Source organism: Idiomarina sp. PL1-037, assembly GCF_034422975.1.
GTDB lineage: Bacteria > Pseudomonadota > Gammaproteobacteria > Enterobacterales > Alteromonadaceae > Idiomarina.
Genome location: NZ_CP139873.1, coordinates 755,060 through 769,396 on the forward strand (window position 1 = coordinate 755,060; position 14,337 = coordinate 769,396).

The following is a 14,337-nucleotide window of genomic DNA, read 5'->3' on the forward strand; positions in this document are numbered from 1 at the left end:
CTTTATTAAGAACCTTATGAAGCTGCCGCGGTTTCGGCGACCACTTGTCGGAACCAGCGGTGGCCTGCATCGTGTTGTAATAGCGGTGACCAGATCATGGTCAGAGTTAACCCCGGTATTTCGAATGGCGGGGTTTTCATGACCAGTTGGTTATCCTGTGAATACAGTTCGGCTGCGCGCGTTGGCAGAGTAGCAACCAGCCCTTGGCGTGCCAGATACATAGCCACATGATAATTGCGGGTAAACACTTTTATTTTCCGGCGTTTGCCCAGTTTATCTAACGCGTCGTCGACCCAGCCGAGTTTTTGTACGTCATGCGGATCCATCCCGACGCCCACACCAAAACCGGTTTTACTCACCCAGACGTGCTGAGCCTTTAAGTAATTGTCCAGCGTGTACTCTTCCAGTAATGGATGATCTTTACGGATCAAACAGGAGAACTCATCGCTCCATAAGTTCTTTTGGTGAAACGATTGTGGCAGTTGTTCAAAACGGTTAATGGCTAAATCGACTTTGCCGTTCTCCACGTCGTGAAAGCTGATATCACTGGGGGTCATGATATCCAGAGAGACATGAGGCGCCTGCTCATCGAGTTTTTCCAGCAGTTTCGGCATGAGTGTCGAGGCGGCGTAATCGGACGCCATAATACGAAACACCTGATCACTGGTGGGGGCGTCAAACTCACGCACCGGCTGGATCATTTCCTCAACCGAATACAATACTCCGCGCAGTGCTTCCTGCATGTCCAGCGCGCGTTGGGTCGGCACCATGCCCTCGCTGGTGCGTACCAAAATAGGGTCATTCAGCAGGTTGCGAAGACGCTTCAGGCCGTTACTCATGGCGGGCTGGGTGATATTTAGCTGTGCCGCTGCACGGGTCACGTTTTTTTCCCGCAGCAGAACATCAAGGTAAACCAGCAGGTTCAAATCAATGTCTTTGATGGTATTCATAGCTATCCAGAATAAGTGGGATATAAAAAATCTATCGGGATTATAAATAGGGTGAATGTATAACGCCAGTTTTGTTTCGTTGCCCTGGATTAAGAAACAGACTTGCTTATTTTTATTAACCCACCATAATTAAGTTGTTAATCTTTAATAAATGATATTTGGTGGTTAAAGTGAATAGTGCAAATGGCTTTTTAAAAACGGTTGGGGATCTCATTAAGCGTCAGCGTTCATTAACCATGGATCAGCAGGATTTCGCCAAGCGGCTGGGCTGCGGCGTCAATACGGTTTATCGTATGGAAAACGGCCATTCAGTTAACTCACTGACATTATTTACCGCCCTGGAATTGTTGGGGTTACTAGAGCATTTTACTCCGGTTCTGGATGATCAGTACGCAAGGGTGGCACACGCGCCTCAGCGCAAACGCCGAAAAACCTCAGAGGATTTTTCTAATGACTTCTAAGGCGTATGTTTTTATCGAAGGATTAGAGAATGAGCCAGTTATTTGTGGTGTTATTTGGTATGACCCGACCAATAGGATTGGCCGCTTTCGATACGGTCAGTCCTATTTAGCCCGAAACGATGCTTTTGCGCTGGATCCTGTTCACTTGCCGTTAACGGACGAACTATTTGAGACGCGTGCTAACAAAGGGCTGTTTGGTGTTTTGACCGATGCCGGAGCTGATGCCTGGGGACGAAAGTTGATCACCCAGTTACGCACAACCAAGCCCGAAAATGAGTTGGAGTTTTTAATTGCGGGTGCATCCATGGGTGTGGGGGCTATTAGTTTCAGTCTTTCTCAATCAAAATCAAAAGCTAAAGTATCCCGGAATACACTGGATGATATCGATCTGTTACTGGCCGGGAAAAACGCAATTCTGAATTCAGAAAATGTCTCTGTTGAGGTGAAAAAAGCGTTTCAATACGGCGAGTCAATGGGTGGTGCCAGGCCAAAAACCGTGCTTCAGCATAACGGACAAGCTTATTTATTAAAATTTAACCGCCCCGACGACCTCTACAACGTAGCCAGAGTAGAAAGCGCAACAATGACGATGCTAAACGAAGTAGAAGGAGTGAATGTTGCCGGTACTCAGTTACTAGCTGGTGAAGAGGACGTGTTGATGAGCGAGCGATTTGACCGTCGTGGTCTGGATGTTTCGCATCATTTTATTAGTGCTAACTCGCTGTTGGCCGAGGGAAATGTCAGCGAAGCCATGCTAAAGACAACCTACTCCTATGGTGCACTGGCAGAGTATATGAGGAAAACCAGTCAGCGCGCTGAGGATGCAACCGAGCTTTATAAACGTATGGCATTTAATGTGTTTATTGGTAACACCGACGACCACGGTAGAAATCATGCTTTATTCTGGGATTTAAAGTCCGGCGGCTGGAGGCTTTCGCCGGCCTATGATGTACTGCCTATTAATAATAGTCAGCAACATGCTTTGGGGATTGGTGAATATGGACGTGAAGGCAGTATTGATAATGTCTTGTCGCAATGCCGACGGTTTGGTGTTACGCCTAAAAAAGCGAAGAACATACTCGGGAACATTCGGGAGCTGGTGGGTGAGTGGCCTGCTTATTATAAAGAGAATGGCGTTGCGGATGGTGACATTGAACGATTAAAAGCCGTTATTCCCGAGCCGTCCAAACTTAAGGCCTGAATTAAGGAAACATTACCATGACAATTAGCCCCGAAACCCTGGCAAAAAGTATTCTGGATGGCTTTCATAGTCACTATCGGCGTTTTCAGGCGCTGACTCAGGGGGCACGTGAACGTTTCTTGCAGCGTGACTGGAAGGCGGTTGTGTCGGCAGCTTCAGAGCGTATTCATTATTACGACCATCAGGTGGGCACAACGGCGAAAAAAGTTGAGCGACGTGTGGGTAATGAGCTTGAGGAAAACCTGTGGCGGGCAACCCGGCAACGCTACCAGCAACTGCTGAAGTTTCACCCACAGGCTGAGCTTGCAGAAACCTTTTACAATTCCGTGTTTTGCCGGGTGTTCGACCGGGCCTACTTTAATAACGACTACATTTTTGTAGAAACTGTGCTGGCGAATCATATTCCGGTACCGGTGGAGAACGAATGCCACTCTTACTTTCCGGTGGTTGACGGACTGGAAGGGACACTGACGCGGGTGTTTGAGGATATTGGCCTGGGCGGTGAATTTGAAAGCTTTGAAAATGATATTGAACAGCTGCGCGATAAGTTCTTTGAGCGCGCAACCGAAACCGATATTGAAGCGCATAACCTGCGCATAGATGTTTTGAAGTCGCCGTTTTATCGAAACAAAGCCGCGTATATTGTCGGACGGGTGGTGACTGAGAATAACCATTACCCTTTTATTGTACCGGTGCTGATCAACTCGCAGGGTAAGCTTTATGTGGATGCCTTTATTACCCGGTCGGATCGCATGGCGACCATTTTTGGCTTTGCCCGCTCGTATTTTATGGTCGAAACCGAGGCGCCTTCTGCTTTGGTGCGGTTTTTAAAGGACTTGATGCCGCACAAAACTCTGGCAGAGCTTTACTCGTCGGTGGGGTTTCATAAGCAGGGCAAAACCGAGTTCTACCGGGAATTCTTGCACCATTTGCGCCGCACAGACGACCAGCTGTCTGCTGCCCCCGGTGTTAAAGGCATGGTTATGACGGTGTTTACGTTGCCGTCTTTTCCTTATGTGTTTAAAGTCATTAAAGACCGGCTGGGCGGCACCAAGGAGTTTGGCCGCCAGACGGTTATTGACCGTTACCGCATGGTGAAGCGGCACGACCGGGTAGGGCGTATGGCCGATACTCTGGAGTTTGTCGATGTGGCGTTGCCGCTTAAGCGAATATCTGCCGACTTACTGGACGAGTTTAAGCAAACCATTGCTAATTCTATTTCAATAGAAGGTGACACTCTGATCATTCACCAGTTGTTTGTTGAACGCCGAATGACGCCGCTGAATTTGTACCTGGAATACGCCAATGATGAAGAAATAGATGCAGCGATGGATGACTACGGCCGGGCGTTAAAAGAAATGATGGCGGCGAATATTTTCCCGGGTGACATGCTGCTGAAAAACTTTGGTGTCACACGCCATAAACGTGTGGTGTTTTATGACTACGACGAAGTGCGGTATTTAACGGATATGAGTTTCAGACGTTTGCCGGAAAACGACTGGGAGGTTTCCTACGCACCGAATGATGTTTTCCCGCAGCAGCTGGCGCAGTTTGCGGTGCCGCAGGCGAAATACCGTGACAAGCTATTGAAGCGTCATCCTGAATTGATTGATCCGGCGTACTGGTGCCGCGTGCAAAAAAACATCCGCAAGGGTGAGCTCACGGATGTCTTTCCTTATGATGCCGACTTGCGCTTTACGCGGAGGTTTTAAACTGGTCTTCCTCGGTCGAGCCTTTCAGCGCCGTGACTGAGGATAGCCCGCCCTGAATAACGTTGGTCAGCTCGTCAAAGTAACCGGTGCCGACTTCCTGCTGGTGCGCCACAAAGGTGTAGCCTTTGTCTGCCGCTTCAAATTCTTGTTGCTGAAGTTTAACGTAGGCTGACATGTCGTTGCGGGCATAGTCATGGGCCAGTTCAAACATGTGGTACCACATATTGTGCACACCGGCCAAGGTAATAAACTGGAATTTGTAACCCATTGCGGCAAGCTCGCGTTGGAACTTGGCAATGGTGTCGTCGTCCAGGTTGCGTTTCCAGTTAAACGATGGCGAACAGTTGTAGGCCAATAATTTACCGGGATACTTGGCATGAACCGCTTCTGCAAATTGGCGTGCTTCGTCTAAATCGGGCTTAGCGGTTTCACACCAAATGAGGTCGGCAAACGGCGCATAAGCTAAGCCGCGTGAAATGGCTTGTTCAATACCTGGCTTCACGCGATAGAAACCTTCGGCGGTTCGCTCACCGGTAATGAACGGCTTGTCGTTCGGGTCAAAGTCTGACGTCAGCAAGTCAGCGGCGTTAGCGTCGGTACGGGCGACAATCAGTGTTGGTGTACCGGCAACATCGGCGGCTAAGCGCGCGGCTGACAGTTTCTGTACCGCTTCCTGTGTCGGAACCAGCACTTTACCACCCATGTGGCCGCACTTTTTCACTGAAGCTAACTGGTCTTCAAAATGCACGCCGGCAGCACCGGACTGGATCATGCGCTTCATCAGCTCGTAAGCGTTGAGTACGCCACCAAAACCGGCCTCGGCGTCGGCAACAATCGGCGCAAAGTAGTCAACGTAGTTGTCGTCTTCCGGCGTGACACCTTTTGACCACTGAATCTGGTCGGCCCGGGCGAACGAGTTGTTAATACGTTCGACTACGGTTGGCACCGAATCTACCGGATACAGCGATTGATCCGGGTACATGCTGCAGGCCGAGTTGTTGTCAGCCGCTACCTGCCAGCCGGAAAGGTAAATGGCCTGCAGACCCGCTTTAACTTGCTGCACCGCTTGACCACCGGTTAAAGCACCCAACGCGTTCACATAGTCTTTGCCGAATTTTTCCTGTGCTTTGCCGTGAATGAGCTGCCACAGTTTATCGGCGCCATTGCGGGCATAGGTGTATTCTGGCTGCACGCTACCACGTAGGCGCACCACATCTTCAGCGCTGTAAGGGCGTTCAACACCTTTCCAGCGTGGGTCGGTGTCCCATTGCTTTTGTAATTCTTTAACTTGTTGTGCGAAAGAAAGATTCTGGGTTGTCATAAATAATGTCCTTGTTGTTCTTTAATCGTTATTAGTTGAGTTGTTGGTAGCCGGGCAGGGTCAGAAAGTCGACCAGCTCGTCGGCTGTGGTAATTTCTTCCAGCAGGCTTAGGGCCTGGGAAAAGGGTTCGTTGTTCCAGCGCTGTTCACCGACTTCGTTTTTCACCACTTCTGCTTCTTCGCGCAGGTATTGTCGGAACAGCTCTTTGGTGACCGGGGTGTTATCGAAAAGCGATTTGCCGTGGCGTATCCACTGCCAGATGGAGGTACGCGAAATCTCTGCGGTGGCGGCGTCTTCCATCAGGCCGTAGATAGGAACGCAGCCTTTGCCGTTCAGCCACGACGCAATGTATTGCAGTGACACCCGAATGTTGGTTCGCATGCCGGCTTCGGTGCGTTCACCATCGCAGGGTTGAAGTAGCAAAGCTTGATCAATTTCGGTGTCGTTTTCACGCACTACATGAAGCTGGTTGTCGCCTTCAATACCGTCGACAAAAATTTCGCGTACAGTATCAGCAAGCCCGGGGTGGGCAATCCAGGTGCCGTCGTGGCCGTTGTCACGCTCCATGGCTTTGTCGGCGTGAACTTTAGCGAGGATCTTCTCATTCTCGGCTGGATCTTTGCTAGGAATAAAGGCCGCCATGCCACCCATAGCAAGAGCCCCGCGCTGGTGACAGGTTTTTACTAACAAGCGTGAATAAGCATTAAGAAAAGGCTTGTCCATGCTCACCACCTGGCGGTCGGGCAACACTCGCTCCGGGTGCTCTTTCAGGGTTTTGATGTAACTGAAAATGTAGTCCCAGCGACCGCAGTTGAGCGCAGCAATATGGTCTTTCATGGCGTGCAGTATTTCGTGCATTTGAAAAACCGCTGGCAAAGTTTCAATCAGTATGGTGGCGCGAATGGTGCTGGTTTTTAAGCTGAATTTTTTCTCGGTGAAATGAAAAACATCGGCCCACCATTTAGCTTCGTCGCTGTGCTCTAGCTTGGGCAGGTAGTAATACACCCCGGAGCCTTGTTGCAGGCGTTGCTGATAATTCAGTAAAAAGTACAGAGCAAAGTCCATTAGCGCGCCGGGAATTGGTTGACCATTACGCTGTACGTGTTTCTCCGGTAGGTGCAGGCCGCGAACCCGTGCAATCAGCAATGCCGGATCAGGGGCGACTTCATAATGTTTGCCGCTGTCGGGGTCGGTGTAGGTCATGCCGCCAATGTTGGCGTCACGCAGGTTAATTTGACCATTGACCATGCCTTCCCAGGTAGGTGACTGGGAATCTTCAAAGTCGGCCATGTAGCAGTCGACATTGGCATTCAGTGCGTTGATGACCATCTTGCGGTCCACCGGTCCGGTAATTTCTAAGCGGCGTTTCTTCAAATCTGCCGGCAGTTCGGCAATGCGCCAGTCTCCCTCTCGGATGTCTTGAGTGGCAGCATCAAAATCAGGCAACTGACCCTGGTCAAATTGCGCCTGACGTTGCTGGCGCTTTTTTAACAGCGTCTCTAACTGCGGTTGAAAGGTATCGACTAACTCAGCGAGAAACGACTGATTCTCGTCGTTGAACAAGGCTTTTGCATTGTCATCAAGCGGCTGACTGAAGTGAAATAGGTTGTTCATTTTTGAATCCGTTGTTATTAGTTTGTTAACACGGATTAAGAGTAGACGCTGGTCTAACCATTAGTCTAATTTATGCAGTTAATTAGCAGTATTCAGGAAGGTTATTTTAGTTGAGATAGGTTCTGTGGCTAAAATTCGAACGGGGCCATTGCGGCCCCGTCTATAGATTAACTTGCAATTTTTAAATTCTAAAACGCTTAACCAGTTCATTAAGGTCAACTGCCAGGCGCGACAGCTCGCGGCTTGAGGCATTGGTTTGCTCTGAGCCGGAAGCTGTTGAATTAGACAGATCACGAATGCTGACCAGGTTTTTATCAACATCGCGCGACACATTTGCCTGCTCTTCTGCGGCACTGGCTATGGACGTGTTGTGATTGTTTATTTCACTTACGGCCGTGGCAATTAACTGCAGTGCTTCACCGGCTTCACGTGCCACGTCCAGAGTCTTAGTAGCACGCTCTAAGCTCTTGTCCATAGTGGCTACAGAACGGTCGCTGGATTCATTAATAGCTTTAACCATGTCTTCAATCTCAACAGTGGACTGCTGTGTCTTGTGAGCTAAAGAACGAACTTCATCCGCAACAACGGCAAACCCGCGTCCTGATTCACCTGCACGGGCCGCTTCTATTGCCGCATTCAGTGCCAGCAAGTTGGTTTGCTCTGCAATACCGCTAATAACTTCAAGTACTTTGGTAATGCTCTTAACTTTTTCCGCAAGCTCTGTCACGTTACCTGAAGAGTCTCCTATTTCCTGAGACAACTCTTCAATAGCACGGACCGTTTGACGTACGCTGTCATTACCTTGTTGCGCTTGTTGATTTGCTTCGTCAGAAGCTTCAGAGGCATTCTGGGCATCCTGCGCAACGGTTTCAACGGCGGTGGTCAGCTCATTTACAGCGGTTGCTGCTTGTTCTAATTCCTCAGACTGCTGCTGAATAGTTCGGGTAGATTCCTCAGTCACTGAACTCAGTTCTTCAGAGGTTGATGCCAACTGCTCCGACGATTCCGATATTGTGGTAATGGAATTGCGCAACTCTGTTTGCGTTCGTTCTAGTTGACGAAGCAGGTGCGCTGGCTCGTCGTTGCCGACAATTTCAATGCGTTGTGTTAAGTCGCGCTTAGCAATGCTTTCAGCAAAATCAACAGCAGCACTAATAGGTGACACAATACTGCGGGTTAGCACAACAGCGAATACAGCGAGTAATGCGATAGCAATGACGAGTACAATAATAACCGCCAGGTTGGCATTTTCGGCTACGCCGTGTGCGCCATTTGCAGCTTCATCAATAAGAAGGCTCTCTCTACTGTGAAGTTCTTCTAACTTATCAGTAATTTTATTGGTCAGCGGAAGTATGCTGTTTTCTCTTATCGAGGCAATAGCATCTTCAAGTCCCGCATCAACCAGCTTATTGAATTGCTCGTTTAACTGCCAATATTCTTTATCAAGCGCCTTATATTCATTAAATAATTCTTGCGCCCGAGAATCCTCTATAACACTTTCGTATTCGCTCTGATTTCGCTTAAGCGAGTCAATAGCGTCGGAGAGCCTGGCTTTGTAGGTTGCTAAACGGTCAGCATCATTTATATAGCTGGAAACGTTGGCTGAATGAATTCGCACCAAAAGAAAGTCGTGATTTATATCGTTTACGTTGTCCAGCGCCGGCATTTGTTTATCGGTGATAGTCGTTATTTCGTTAGAAATAACCCCAACCCGGTTTAGTGCAAAAATTCCGAGAATAAGGATGAGTATACCGACCAGTCCGAAAGCGACACTCGCTCGCAGACCTATAGAAATTTGTCGTATCATGGCGTGTTCCTTTGTTTAATCAACGCAATTATTTGATTGTAGCAAACTCATCAGTGCTTAAGCTTGCCGTATCCTTTTGTGGGCTATCGGCGGCTAACCCGAAAAACAATAACTTTTTAGTAAGTTTTTTAGTTTTTTCCGAGTGGGTTTTATGGTTTCAGCTAACAGATACTCGTCGGGCTGATGTGCCTGACGTATTGAGCCAGGCCCCATGACCAGGGTTTCACAGCCCAAGGCTTGAAGAAAAGGCGCTTCAGTGCAGTAGTTAACCGCCTGTGCCTGAGTTTTCGAAATTTTCTCTGCTAATTGCACTAATGCGGAGTCGGTATTTTGCTGAAAGGCGGGTATTGGGTGGTGCAGTGAAATGAGCTCAATTGACCCTGGGTAACGGGCCTGAATAGTCTCCGTTGCCTGGTGCAGGTGGGCGTATAGCTCATCAACAGACAAGCCCGGTAGCGGGCGAATGTCCAGGTGTAGCTCACAGCAGCCACAAATGCGGTTGGCGTTGTCGCCGCCATGAATGTGGCCAAAGTTCATGGTCGGTTGTGGTACCGTAAAGTTTGAATCTGAATATTTATGCTTAAAATCTTCTTTTAGTTTCATGAGTGCTGAAATGACTTCGTGCATCAGTTCTATGGCGTTAATACCCAGTGCCGGATCTGAACTGTGGCCGGAGCGTCCGGTAATGCGAATAACTTCGCTCATGTGGCCTTTGTGTGCGTATACCGGGCGCATATCTGTGGGTTCGCCTATTACGCAGTAGTCGGGTTTGAGGTTGGCAAAGCGACTCACTTCACGGGCGCCGTTCATAGTGGTTTCTTCGTCAGCGGTGGCCAGTATCATCACGGGTTTGCTTTGCTGCGTTGCGTCCAGCTCACTCAGAGCCTGAATAACAAAAGCAAAAAATCCTTTCATATCAATGCTGCCAAGGCCGTACCAGCGGTTGTCCTGCTCGGTGAGTTTAAAAGGGTCAAAGTTCCAGCGGCTGGCATCGTAAGGCACGGTGTCAGTATGTCCGGACAGCAGCAACCCGCCACTTCCTGCCCCTCGACGCGCCAGTAAATTGAACTTTCCCGGCTGACTTTGCAGCTCATTGATTTCGCACTCAAAGCCTAATACTTCCAACCATTCAGCCAGTAAGTTCACAACCTTCTGGTTGCTGTGATCCCACTTAGGGTCAATAGAGCTGATGGAAGGCTGTGCAATGAGTTGCTGATACATTGAGAAGAATGATGGTAAGGCAGGGATGCTCATGATAGTTAATCCTTAATATAATTATTCACTATTATTGCATAAGTATATTTATTCGGTTATTCTGCATTTTTACTCAGAAACAGCAACAGGTTTTTGTCGCATGCAGTATATAGCAGCGCAGTCTCAGTCAGTCGCAATAATCGGAGCCAGCGGTTACGTCGGCGTCGAACTAACCCGTTTGGTGCAACAACATCCGGCGCTTAGTCTTTTGGGTTGTTATGTCTCTGAGCATAGCAGTGATGCAGGCTCGTTGTTGAGTGATTTACACCCCCAACATGCACATTTAGTGAAACTTTCGTTACAGGGCTTATCCCGTCATGAAAAAGAGCTCATTAAGAGCTCAGCTGACACTGTGTTCTTGTGTACTGATCATGGTGTGAGTGTGGAGCTGGCGCCTGAGTTTCTGGCTGCCGGTTTGAAAGTCATAGACCTGTCCGGTGGCTTTCGCTTAAACAGGGTTGAAGATTACCCGGCATTTTATGGCTTTGAGCACGAGCAGAATCAGTGGCTACAACAAGCGATTTATGGGCTGACGGAGTGCTACCCGGATGAGATAGCCGCAGCGCAGTTAGTCGCGGTGCCCGGTTGTTACCCAACAGCCGCCCTAATGGCATTGCTTCCGGTCAAACAGGCTGGCTTACTCAGTGACAACAAAATTATTATTAATGCGGTATCCGGTGTTACTGGTGCTGGTCGCAAAGCCTCGCTGACGAGTCATGGTGCGGAACTCTCTTTGCAAGCGTATGGGTTATTTGAGCATCGCCATACTCTGGAAATTGCTCAACAGTTACAGCACGACGTTTTATTCACTCCGCATTTAGCGCAGTTTCCGCGCGGTATTCTGGCAACTTTATACGCTGAACTTAACGATGATGTTAGCGACGCTGATCTAGATAAAGCTTACCAATGCTATGAAGGGCAGCCTCTGGTGCGTTTTGAAAAGCAGGGGCGACCGGCCATTAAGAATGTGGTGCAACAACCTTTCGTCGACATTGGCTGGCATCGTCAGGGCAATCAGTTAATTGCGTTGTCAGCTATTGATAACTTATTAAAAGGTGCAGCCAGTCAGGCCATTCAATGCATAAACCTGCAACTGGACTTACCGGTAGAAGAGGGTTTGTTATGAGGGTGATTAAGCTCGGCGGCAACATACTTGAGCAACCCGAAGAAATGAAAGCGTTGTTTGAGTCTCTGGTCGATACACAAAATAAAACGGTCATTGTGCACGGCGGCGGGGCTTTGGCTCAGCAATGGCTGTCTACCGCAGGCTTAAAAAGCGAAAAGCATGAAGGGCTCAGAGTCAGTCCTGAACAACACATGCCATACATAGTGGGTGCTTTGGCGGGTTGTGCGAATAAACAGCTGATGTCTCAGGCAATAGCTACCGGTATAAGGCCCATTGGTTTAACCCTGCATGAGGCGGGTATTTCTTGTCGTCGCCAGTCTGCCGCGCTGGGGCAGGTAGGTACGTGCGAGCTGTTTGAGTCAGGGTTAATTACTAACCTGCTCAAATGCGGTTATCTGCCATTAATAAGCTCGATTGGCTTCGGCAAAAAAGGTGACTGGTTTAACGTTAACGCCGATGACGCCGCCGTAGCCGTTGCTGCAAACTACGACGCCGATTTATTGCTTTTGACCGACGTTGAAGGCGTGCTCGACAGCGAGGGCAGACTGATAGAGCAGCTGAACACCCGCAGCATTGATGAGCTGACAAGGGCGGGTGTGATTCAGGACGGTATGCTGGTTAAGGTTCGTGGCGCGCTGGAAGCCGCCAGACACTTGCGACGATCTGTGCGAATAGGCAGTTGGAACTTAATGAATAAACCCCATTCAGGTACACGGATTAGTGAGTAAGTATGATGAAACATTGTTTATCCGGGCTGGAGTTAACTCCGGCTAACACTTTGCAATTATTGGCTTTAGCGCAAGAGCAAAAAGCACACCCCGAAAAATACCGCCAAACGCTTGCAGGCCGCAGCGTTGTTACTCTGTTTGAAAAACCGAGTCTGCGTACGCGCCTGTCTTTTGATATTGGTCTGCAAAAACTGGGTGGTCATGCGGTTTATTTGAATGAGCAAGGACAGGGTATGGGCGTGCGCGAGAGTGTTGCTGATTATGCCCGCAATTTATCCTGCTGGGCCGATGCTATTGTTGCACGGGTTATGTCGCACCATACATTGCAAGAGCTGGCTCAGCACGCCTCTGTGCCGGTCGTTAACAGTTTGTGTGACCGGTTTCACCCCTGTCAGGCATTGGCCGATTTTTTAACGCTGCAGGAGCACTACGGCAAGGTGGAGGGTCTGAAGTTGGTGTATCTGGGCGATGGCAACAATGTTTCGCACTCGCTGATGCTGACTGCCGCCGCACTGGGTGCAAGCTGCACTATTATTTGCCCGCCCGGGCATGAACCCGACGTTGATCTTGTCAGCAAAGCTAAAAAACAAGCTGAAGAAAGTGGTGCCGACATTGTGGTTACCCACGATATTGCCGCTGTGGCAGGGGCTGATGCGCTCTATACCGACACCTGGGTGTCGATGGGCGATGATAAACCGCTGAGCGAAGTTCGCGACACTTTCCAGCCCTATCAAATCAATTCGCAGCTGGTTGAGCACAGCGGTGCCACTTCGGTGTTGCACTGCCAGCCGGCACACCGGGGTTACGAAATTACCTCCGATGTCATGGACGGCCCGCTGTCGCGCTGTTTTCTGCAGGCTGAGAACCGTCTGTATGCGCAAAATACTTTATTAACTTTATTATTGAATCCAAAGGCAGCCGTACTGCCAGAATCTATGGAGAAAGCCTCATGAGCAACGTAAAAAAAGTGGTATTGGCCTATTCTGGTGGCCTGGATACATCGGCTATTGTGCCCTGGTTAAAAGAAAACTACGGCTGCGAAGTGGTGGCCTTTGTGGCTGACGTTGGGCAGGGAGCAGAAGAGCTTGAGCGCGTTGAAGAGAAAGCCAAAGCTTCGGGTGCTTCTGAATGCCATGTGGTGGACTTAAAAGACGAATTCGTTAAAAACTATGTGTATCCGACCCTGAAAACTGGGGCGATTTACGAAGGCACTTACTTACTCGGCACCGCTATGGCGCGGCCGATAATTGCCAAAGCCCAGGTTGAAGTAGCGCGTAAAGTCGGCGCTGACGCACTGTCTCACGGTTGTACTGGTAAAGGTAACGATCAGGTGCGGTTTGAGTCGTGCTATGCGGCCTTAGCTCCAGACTTGCAGGTGATTGCGCCCTGGCGCGAGTGGGAATTAAGCAGCCGTGAATCTTTGCTGGATTATCTGGCGGAACGCAATATTCCCTGTTCAGCGTCGGCGACCAAAATTTACAGCCGCGACGCCAATGCCTGGCATATTTCCCACGAGGGTGGCGAACTTGAAGACCCCTGGTGTGAGCCAACCGAAAAGGTCTGGACTATGACAGTATCGCCGGAGCGGGCGCCGGACAAATCCGAGTACCTTTCTGTGACGGTGGAAAACGGCGAAATTGTGGCGGTGAATAACCAGACGCTGTCGCCTTTTGAATGTTTGAATGTTTTAAATGACGCTGCTGCTAAGCACGGTGTTGGCCGCGTGGATATTGTGGAGAACCGTCTGGTGGGAATGAAAAGCCGCGGTTGTTATGAAACGCCGGGCGGTACTGTGATGATGGCGGCGTTGCAGGCCATTGATGAACTGGTGCTGGACAAAGTCAGTCGCAGCTGGAAAGCGCAATTGAGCGAACAGTTCGCACAGTTGCTGTACGACGGACGCTGGTTTACCCCGTTGCAAGAGTCGGTGATGGCTGCGGCTCAGTCGTTATGCGCGACTGCTAGTGGCGAGGTGGTTCTGAAGCTTTATAAAGGCTCGGTAACCGCGGTACAGAAACGTTCGCCGCACAGCTTGTACAGTGAAGATTTTGCCACTTTTGGTGCGGACGAAGTGTATAACCAGGCGCATGCTGAAGGCTTTATCCGGCTGTTCTCTCTTCCGAGCCGGATTGCGGCGCTACAAAAACAGCAAAAGGGATAGG

12 protein-coding genes are annotated in these 14,337 nt (G+C 49.5%); 7 read left to right on the top strand and 5 right to left on the bottom strand.

What is annotated here, in order from left to right; translation table 11 throughout:
• Positions 1-14 precede the first annotated feature (14 nt).
• Positions 15-950, bottom strand: coding sequence for a LysR family transcriptional regulator (locus U0358_RS03395; protein WP_322407073.1), 936 nt, complete (start codon positions 948-950; stop codon positions 15-17).
• Positions 951-1,120: 170 nt separating this feature from the next.
• Here U0358_RS03395 and U0358_RS03400 point away from each other — a divergent pair, with 170 nt between their 5' ends.
• The 3 genes from U0358_RS03400 to aceK are packed head-to-tail and all read left to right on the top strand — an operon-like array spanning position 1,121 to position 4,324.
• The gene (locus U0358_RS03400) at positions 1,121-1,411 is read left to right on the top strand and encodes a helix-turn-helix domain-containing protein (RefSeq protein ID WP_322407074.1); all 291 of its coding nucleotides are present in this window, start codon (positions 1,121-1,123) and stop codon (positions 1,409-1,411) included.
• Positions 1,401-2,612 carry a type II toxin-antitoxin system HipA family toxin gene (locus U0358_RS03405; RefSeq protein WP_322407075.1) on the top strand — a complete coding sequence of 404 codons (1,212 nt, stop codon included), beginning with the start codon at positions 1,401-1,403 and terminating at the stop codon, positions 2,610-2,612. The genes U0358_RS03400 and U0358_RS03405 overlap by 11 nt, the downstream gene beginning before the upstream one ends.
• A gap of 17 nt (positions 2,613-2,629) precedes the next feature.
• A complete protein-coding gene (gene aceK, locus U0358_RS03410) occupies positions 2,630-4,324 on the top strand; it encodes a bifunctional isocitrate dehydrogenase kinase/phosphatase (protein WP_322407076.1) in 1,695 nt (564 codons plus the stop codon).
• Here the strand turns inward: aceK and aceA are convergent.
• The 4 genes from aceA to argE form a co-directional block, all read right to left on the bottom strand.
• Positions 4,308-5,645 (bottom strand): isocitrate lyase, encoded by a 1,338-nt coding sequence (aceA, locus tag U0358_RS03415; RefSeq protein WP_011233864.1) that lies wholly within the window; start codon positions 5,643-5,645, stop codon positions 4,308-4,310. The two genes, aceK and aceA, sit on opposite strands and share 17 nt — an antisense overlap.
• A 31-nt stretch (positions 5,646-5,676) precedes the next feature.
• Positions 5,677-7,260: a malate synthase A gene (aceB, locus tag U0358_RS03420; protein WP_322407078.1), complete on the bottom strand. Its 1,584-nt coding sequence runs from the start codon at positions 7,258-7,260 to the stop codon at positions 5,677-5,679.
• 181 nt (positions 7,261-7,441) lie between these two features.
• Positions 7,442-9,067 (bottom strand): methyl-accepting chemotaxis protein, encoded by a 1,626-nt coding sequence (locus U0358_RS03425; RefSeq protein ID WP_322407079.1) that lies wholly within the window; start codon positions 9,065-9,067, stop codon positions 7,442-7,444.
• A gap of 93 nt (positions 9,068-9,160) precedes the next feature.
• Complete coding sequence (argE, locus tag U0358_RS03430) at positions 9,161-10,321, bottom strand: acetylornithine deacetylase (protein WP_322407080.1); 1,161 nt, start codon at positions 10,319-10,321, stop codon at positions 9,161-9,163.
• A 100-nt stretch (positions 10,322-10,421) separates the two neighbouring features.
• Between argE and argC the strand changes: the two genes are divergently transcribed.
• Genes argC through U0358_RS03450 form a run of 4 tightly spaced genes read left to right on the top strand, consistent with a single transcriptional unit; the run spans position 10,422 to position 14,336 of the window.
• Positions 10,422-11,447 carry an N-acetyl-gamma-glutamyl-phosphate reductase gene (argC, locus tag U0358_RS03435; RefSeq protein WP_322407081.1) on the top strand — a complete coding sequence of 342 codons (1,026 nt, stop codon included), beginning with the start codon at positions 10,422-10,424 and terminating at the stop codon, positions 11,445-11,447.
• A complete protein-coding gene (gene argB / locus U0358_RS03440) occupies positions 11,444-12,175 on the top strand; it encodes an acetylglutamate kinase (RefSeq protein ID WP_322407082.1) in 732 nt (243 codons plus the stop codon). Before argC ends, argB begins: the two co-directional genes overlap by 4 nt.
• A gap of 2 nt (positions 12,176-12,177) precedes the next feature.
• A complete protein-coding gene (locus tag U0358_RS03445; protein ID WP_322407083.1) occupies positions 12,178-13,128 on the top strand; it encodes an ornithine carbamoyltransferase in 951 nt (316 codons plus the stop codon).
• Complete coding sequence (locus U0358_RS03450) at positions 13,125-14,336, top strand: argininosuccinate synthase (protein ID WP_322407084.1); 1,212 nt, start codon at positions 13,125-13,127, stop codon at positions 14,334-14,336. Before U0358_RS03445 ends, U0358_RS03450 begins: the two co-directional genes overlap by 4 nt.
• Position 14,337: the final 1 nt, after the last annotated feature.

Bases quoted from the DNA above. Each gene is read 5' to 3' on its own strand.
- U0358_RS03395 (WP_322407073.1), bottom strand. From the start codon at position 950: ATGAATACCATCAAAGACATTGATTTGAACCTGCTGGTTTACCTTGAT.
- U0358_RS03405 (WP_322407075.1), top strand. From the start codon at position 1,401: ATGACTTCTAAGGCGTATGTTTTTATCGAAGGATTAGAGAATGAGCCA.
- aceK (WP_322407076.1), top strand. From the start codon at position 2,630: ATGACAATTAGCCCCGAAACCCTGGCAAAAAGTATTCTGGATGGCTTT.
- aceA (WP_011233864.1), bottom strand. From the start codon at position 5,645: ATGACAACCCAGAATCTTTCTTTCGCACAACAAGTTAAAGAATTACAA.
- aceB (WP_322407078.1), bottom strand. From the start codon at position 7,260: ATGAACAACCTATTTCACTTCAGTCAGCCGCTTGATGACAATGCAAAA.
- U0358_RS03425 (WP_322407079.1), bottom strand. From the start codon at position 9,067: ATGATACGACAAATTTCTATAGGTCTGCGAGCGAGTGTCGCTTTCGGA.
- argE (WP_322407080.1), bottom strand. From the start codon at position 10,321: ATGAGCATCCCTGCCTTACCATCATTCTTCTCAATGTATCAGCAACTC.
- argC (WP_322407081.1), top strand. From the start codon at position 10,422: ATGCAGTATATAGCAGCGCAGTCTCAGTCAGTCGCAATAATCGGAGCC.
- argB (WP_322407082.1), top strand. From the start codon at position 11,444: ATGAGGGTGATTAAGCTCGGCGGCAACATACTTGAGCAACCCGAAGAA.
- U0358_RS03445 (WP_322407083.1), top strand. From the start codon at position 12,178: ATGATGAAACATTGTTTATCCGGGCTGGAGTTAACTCCGGCTAACACT.
- U0358_RS03450 (WP_322407084.1), top strand. From the start codon at position 13,125: ATGAGCAACGTAAAAAAAGTGGTATTGGCCTATTCTGGTGGCCTGGAT.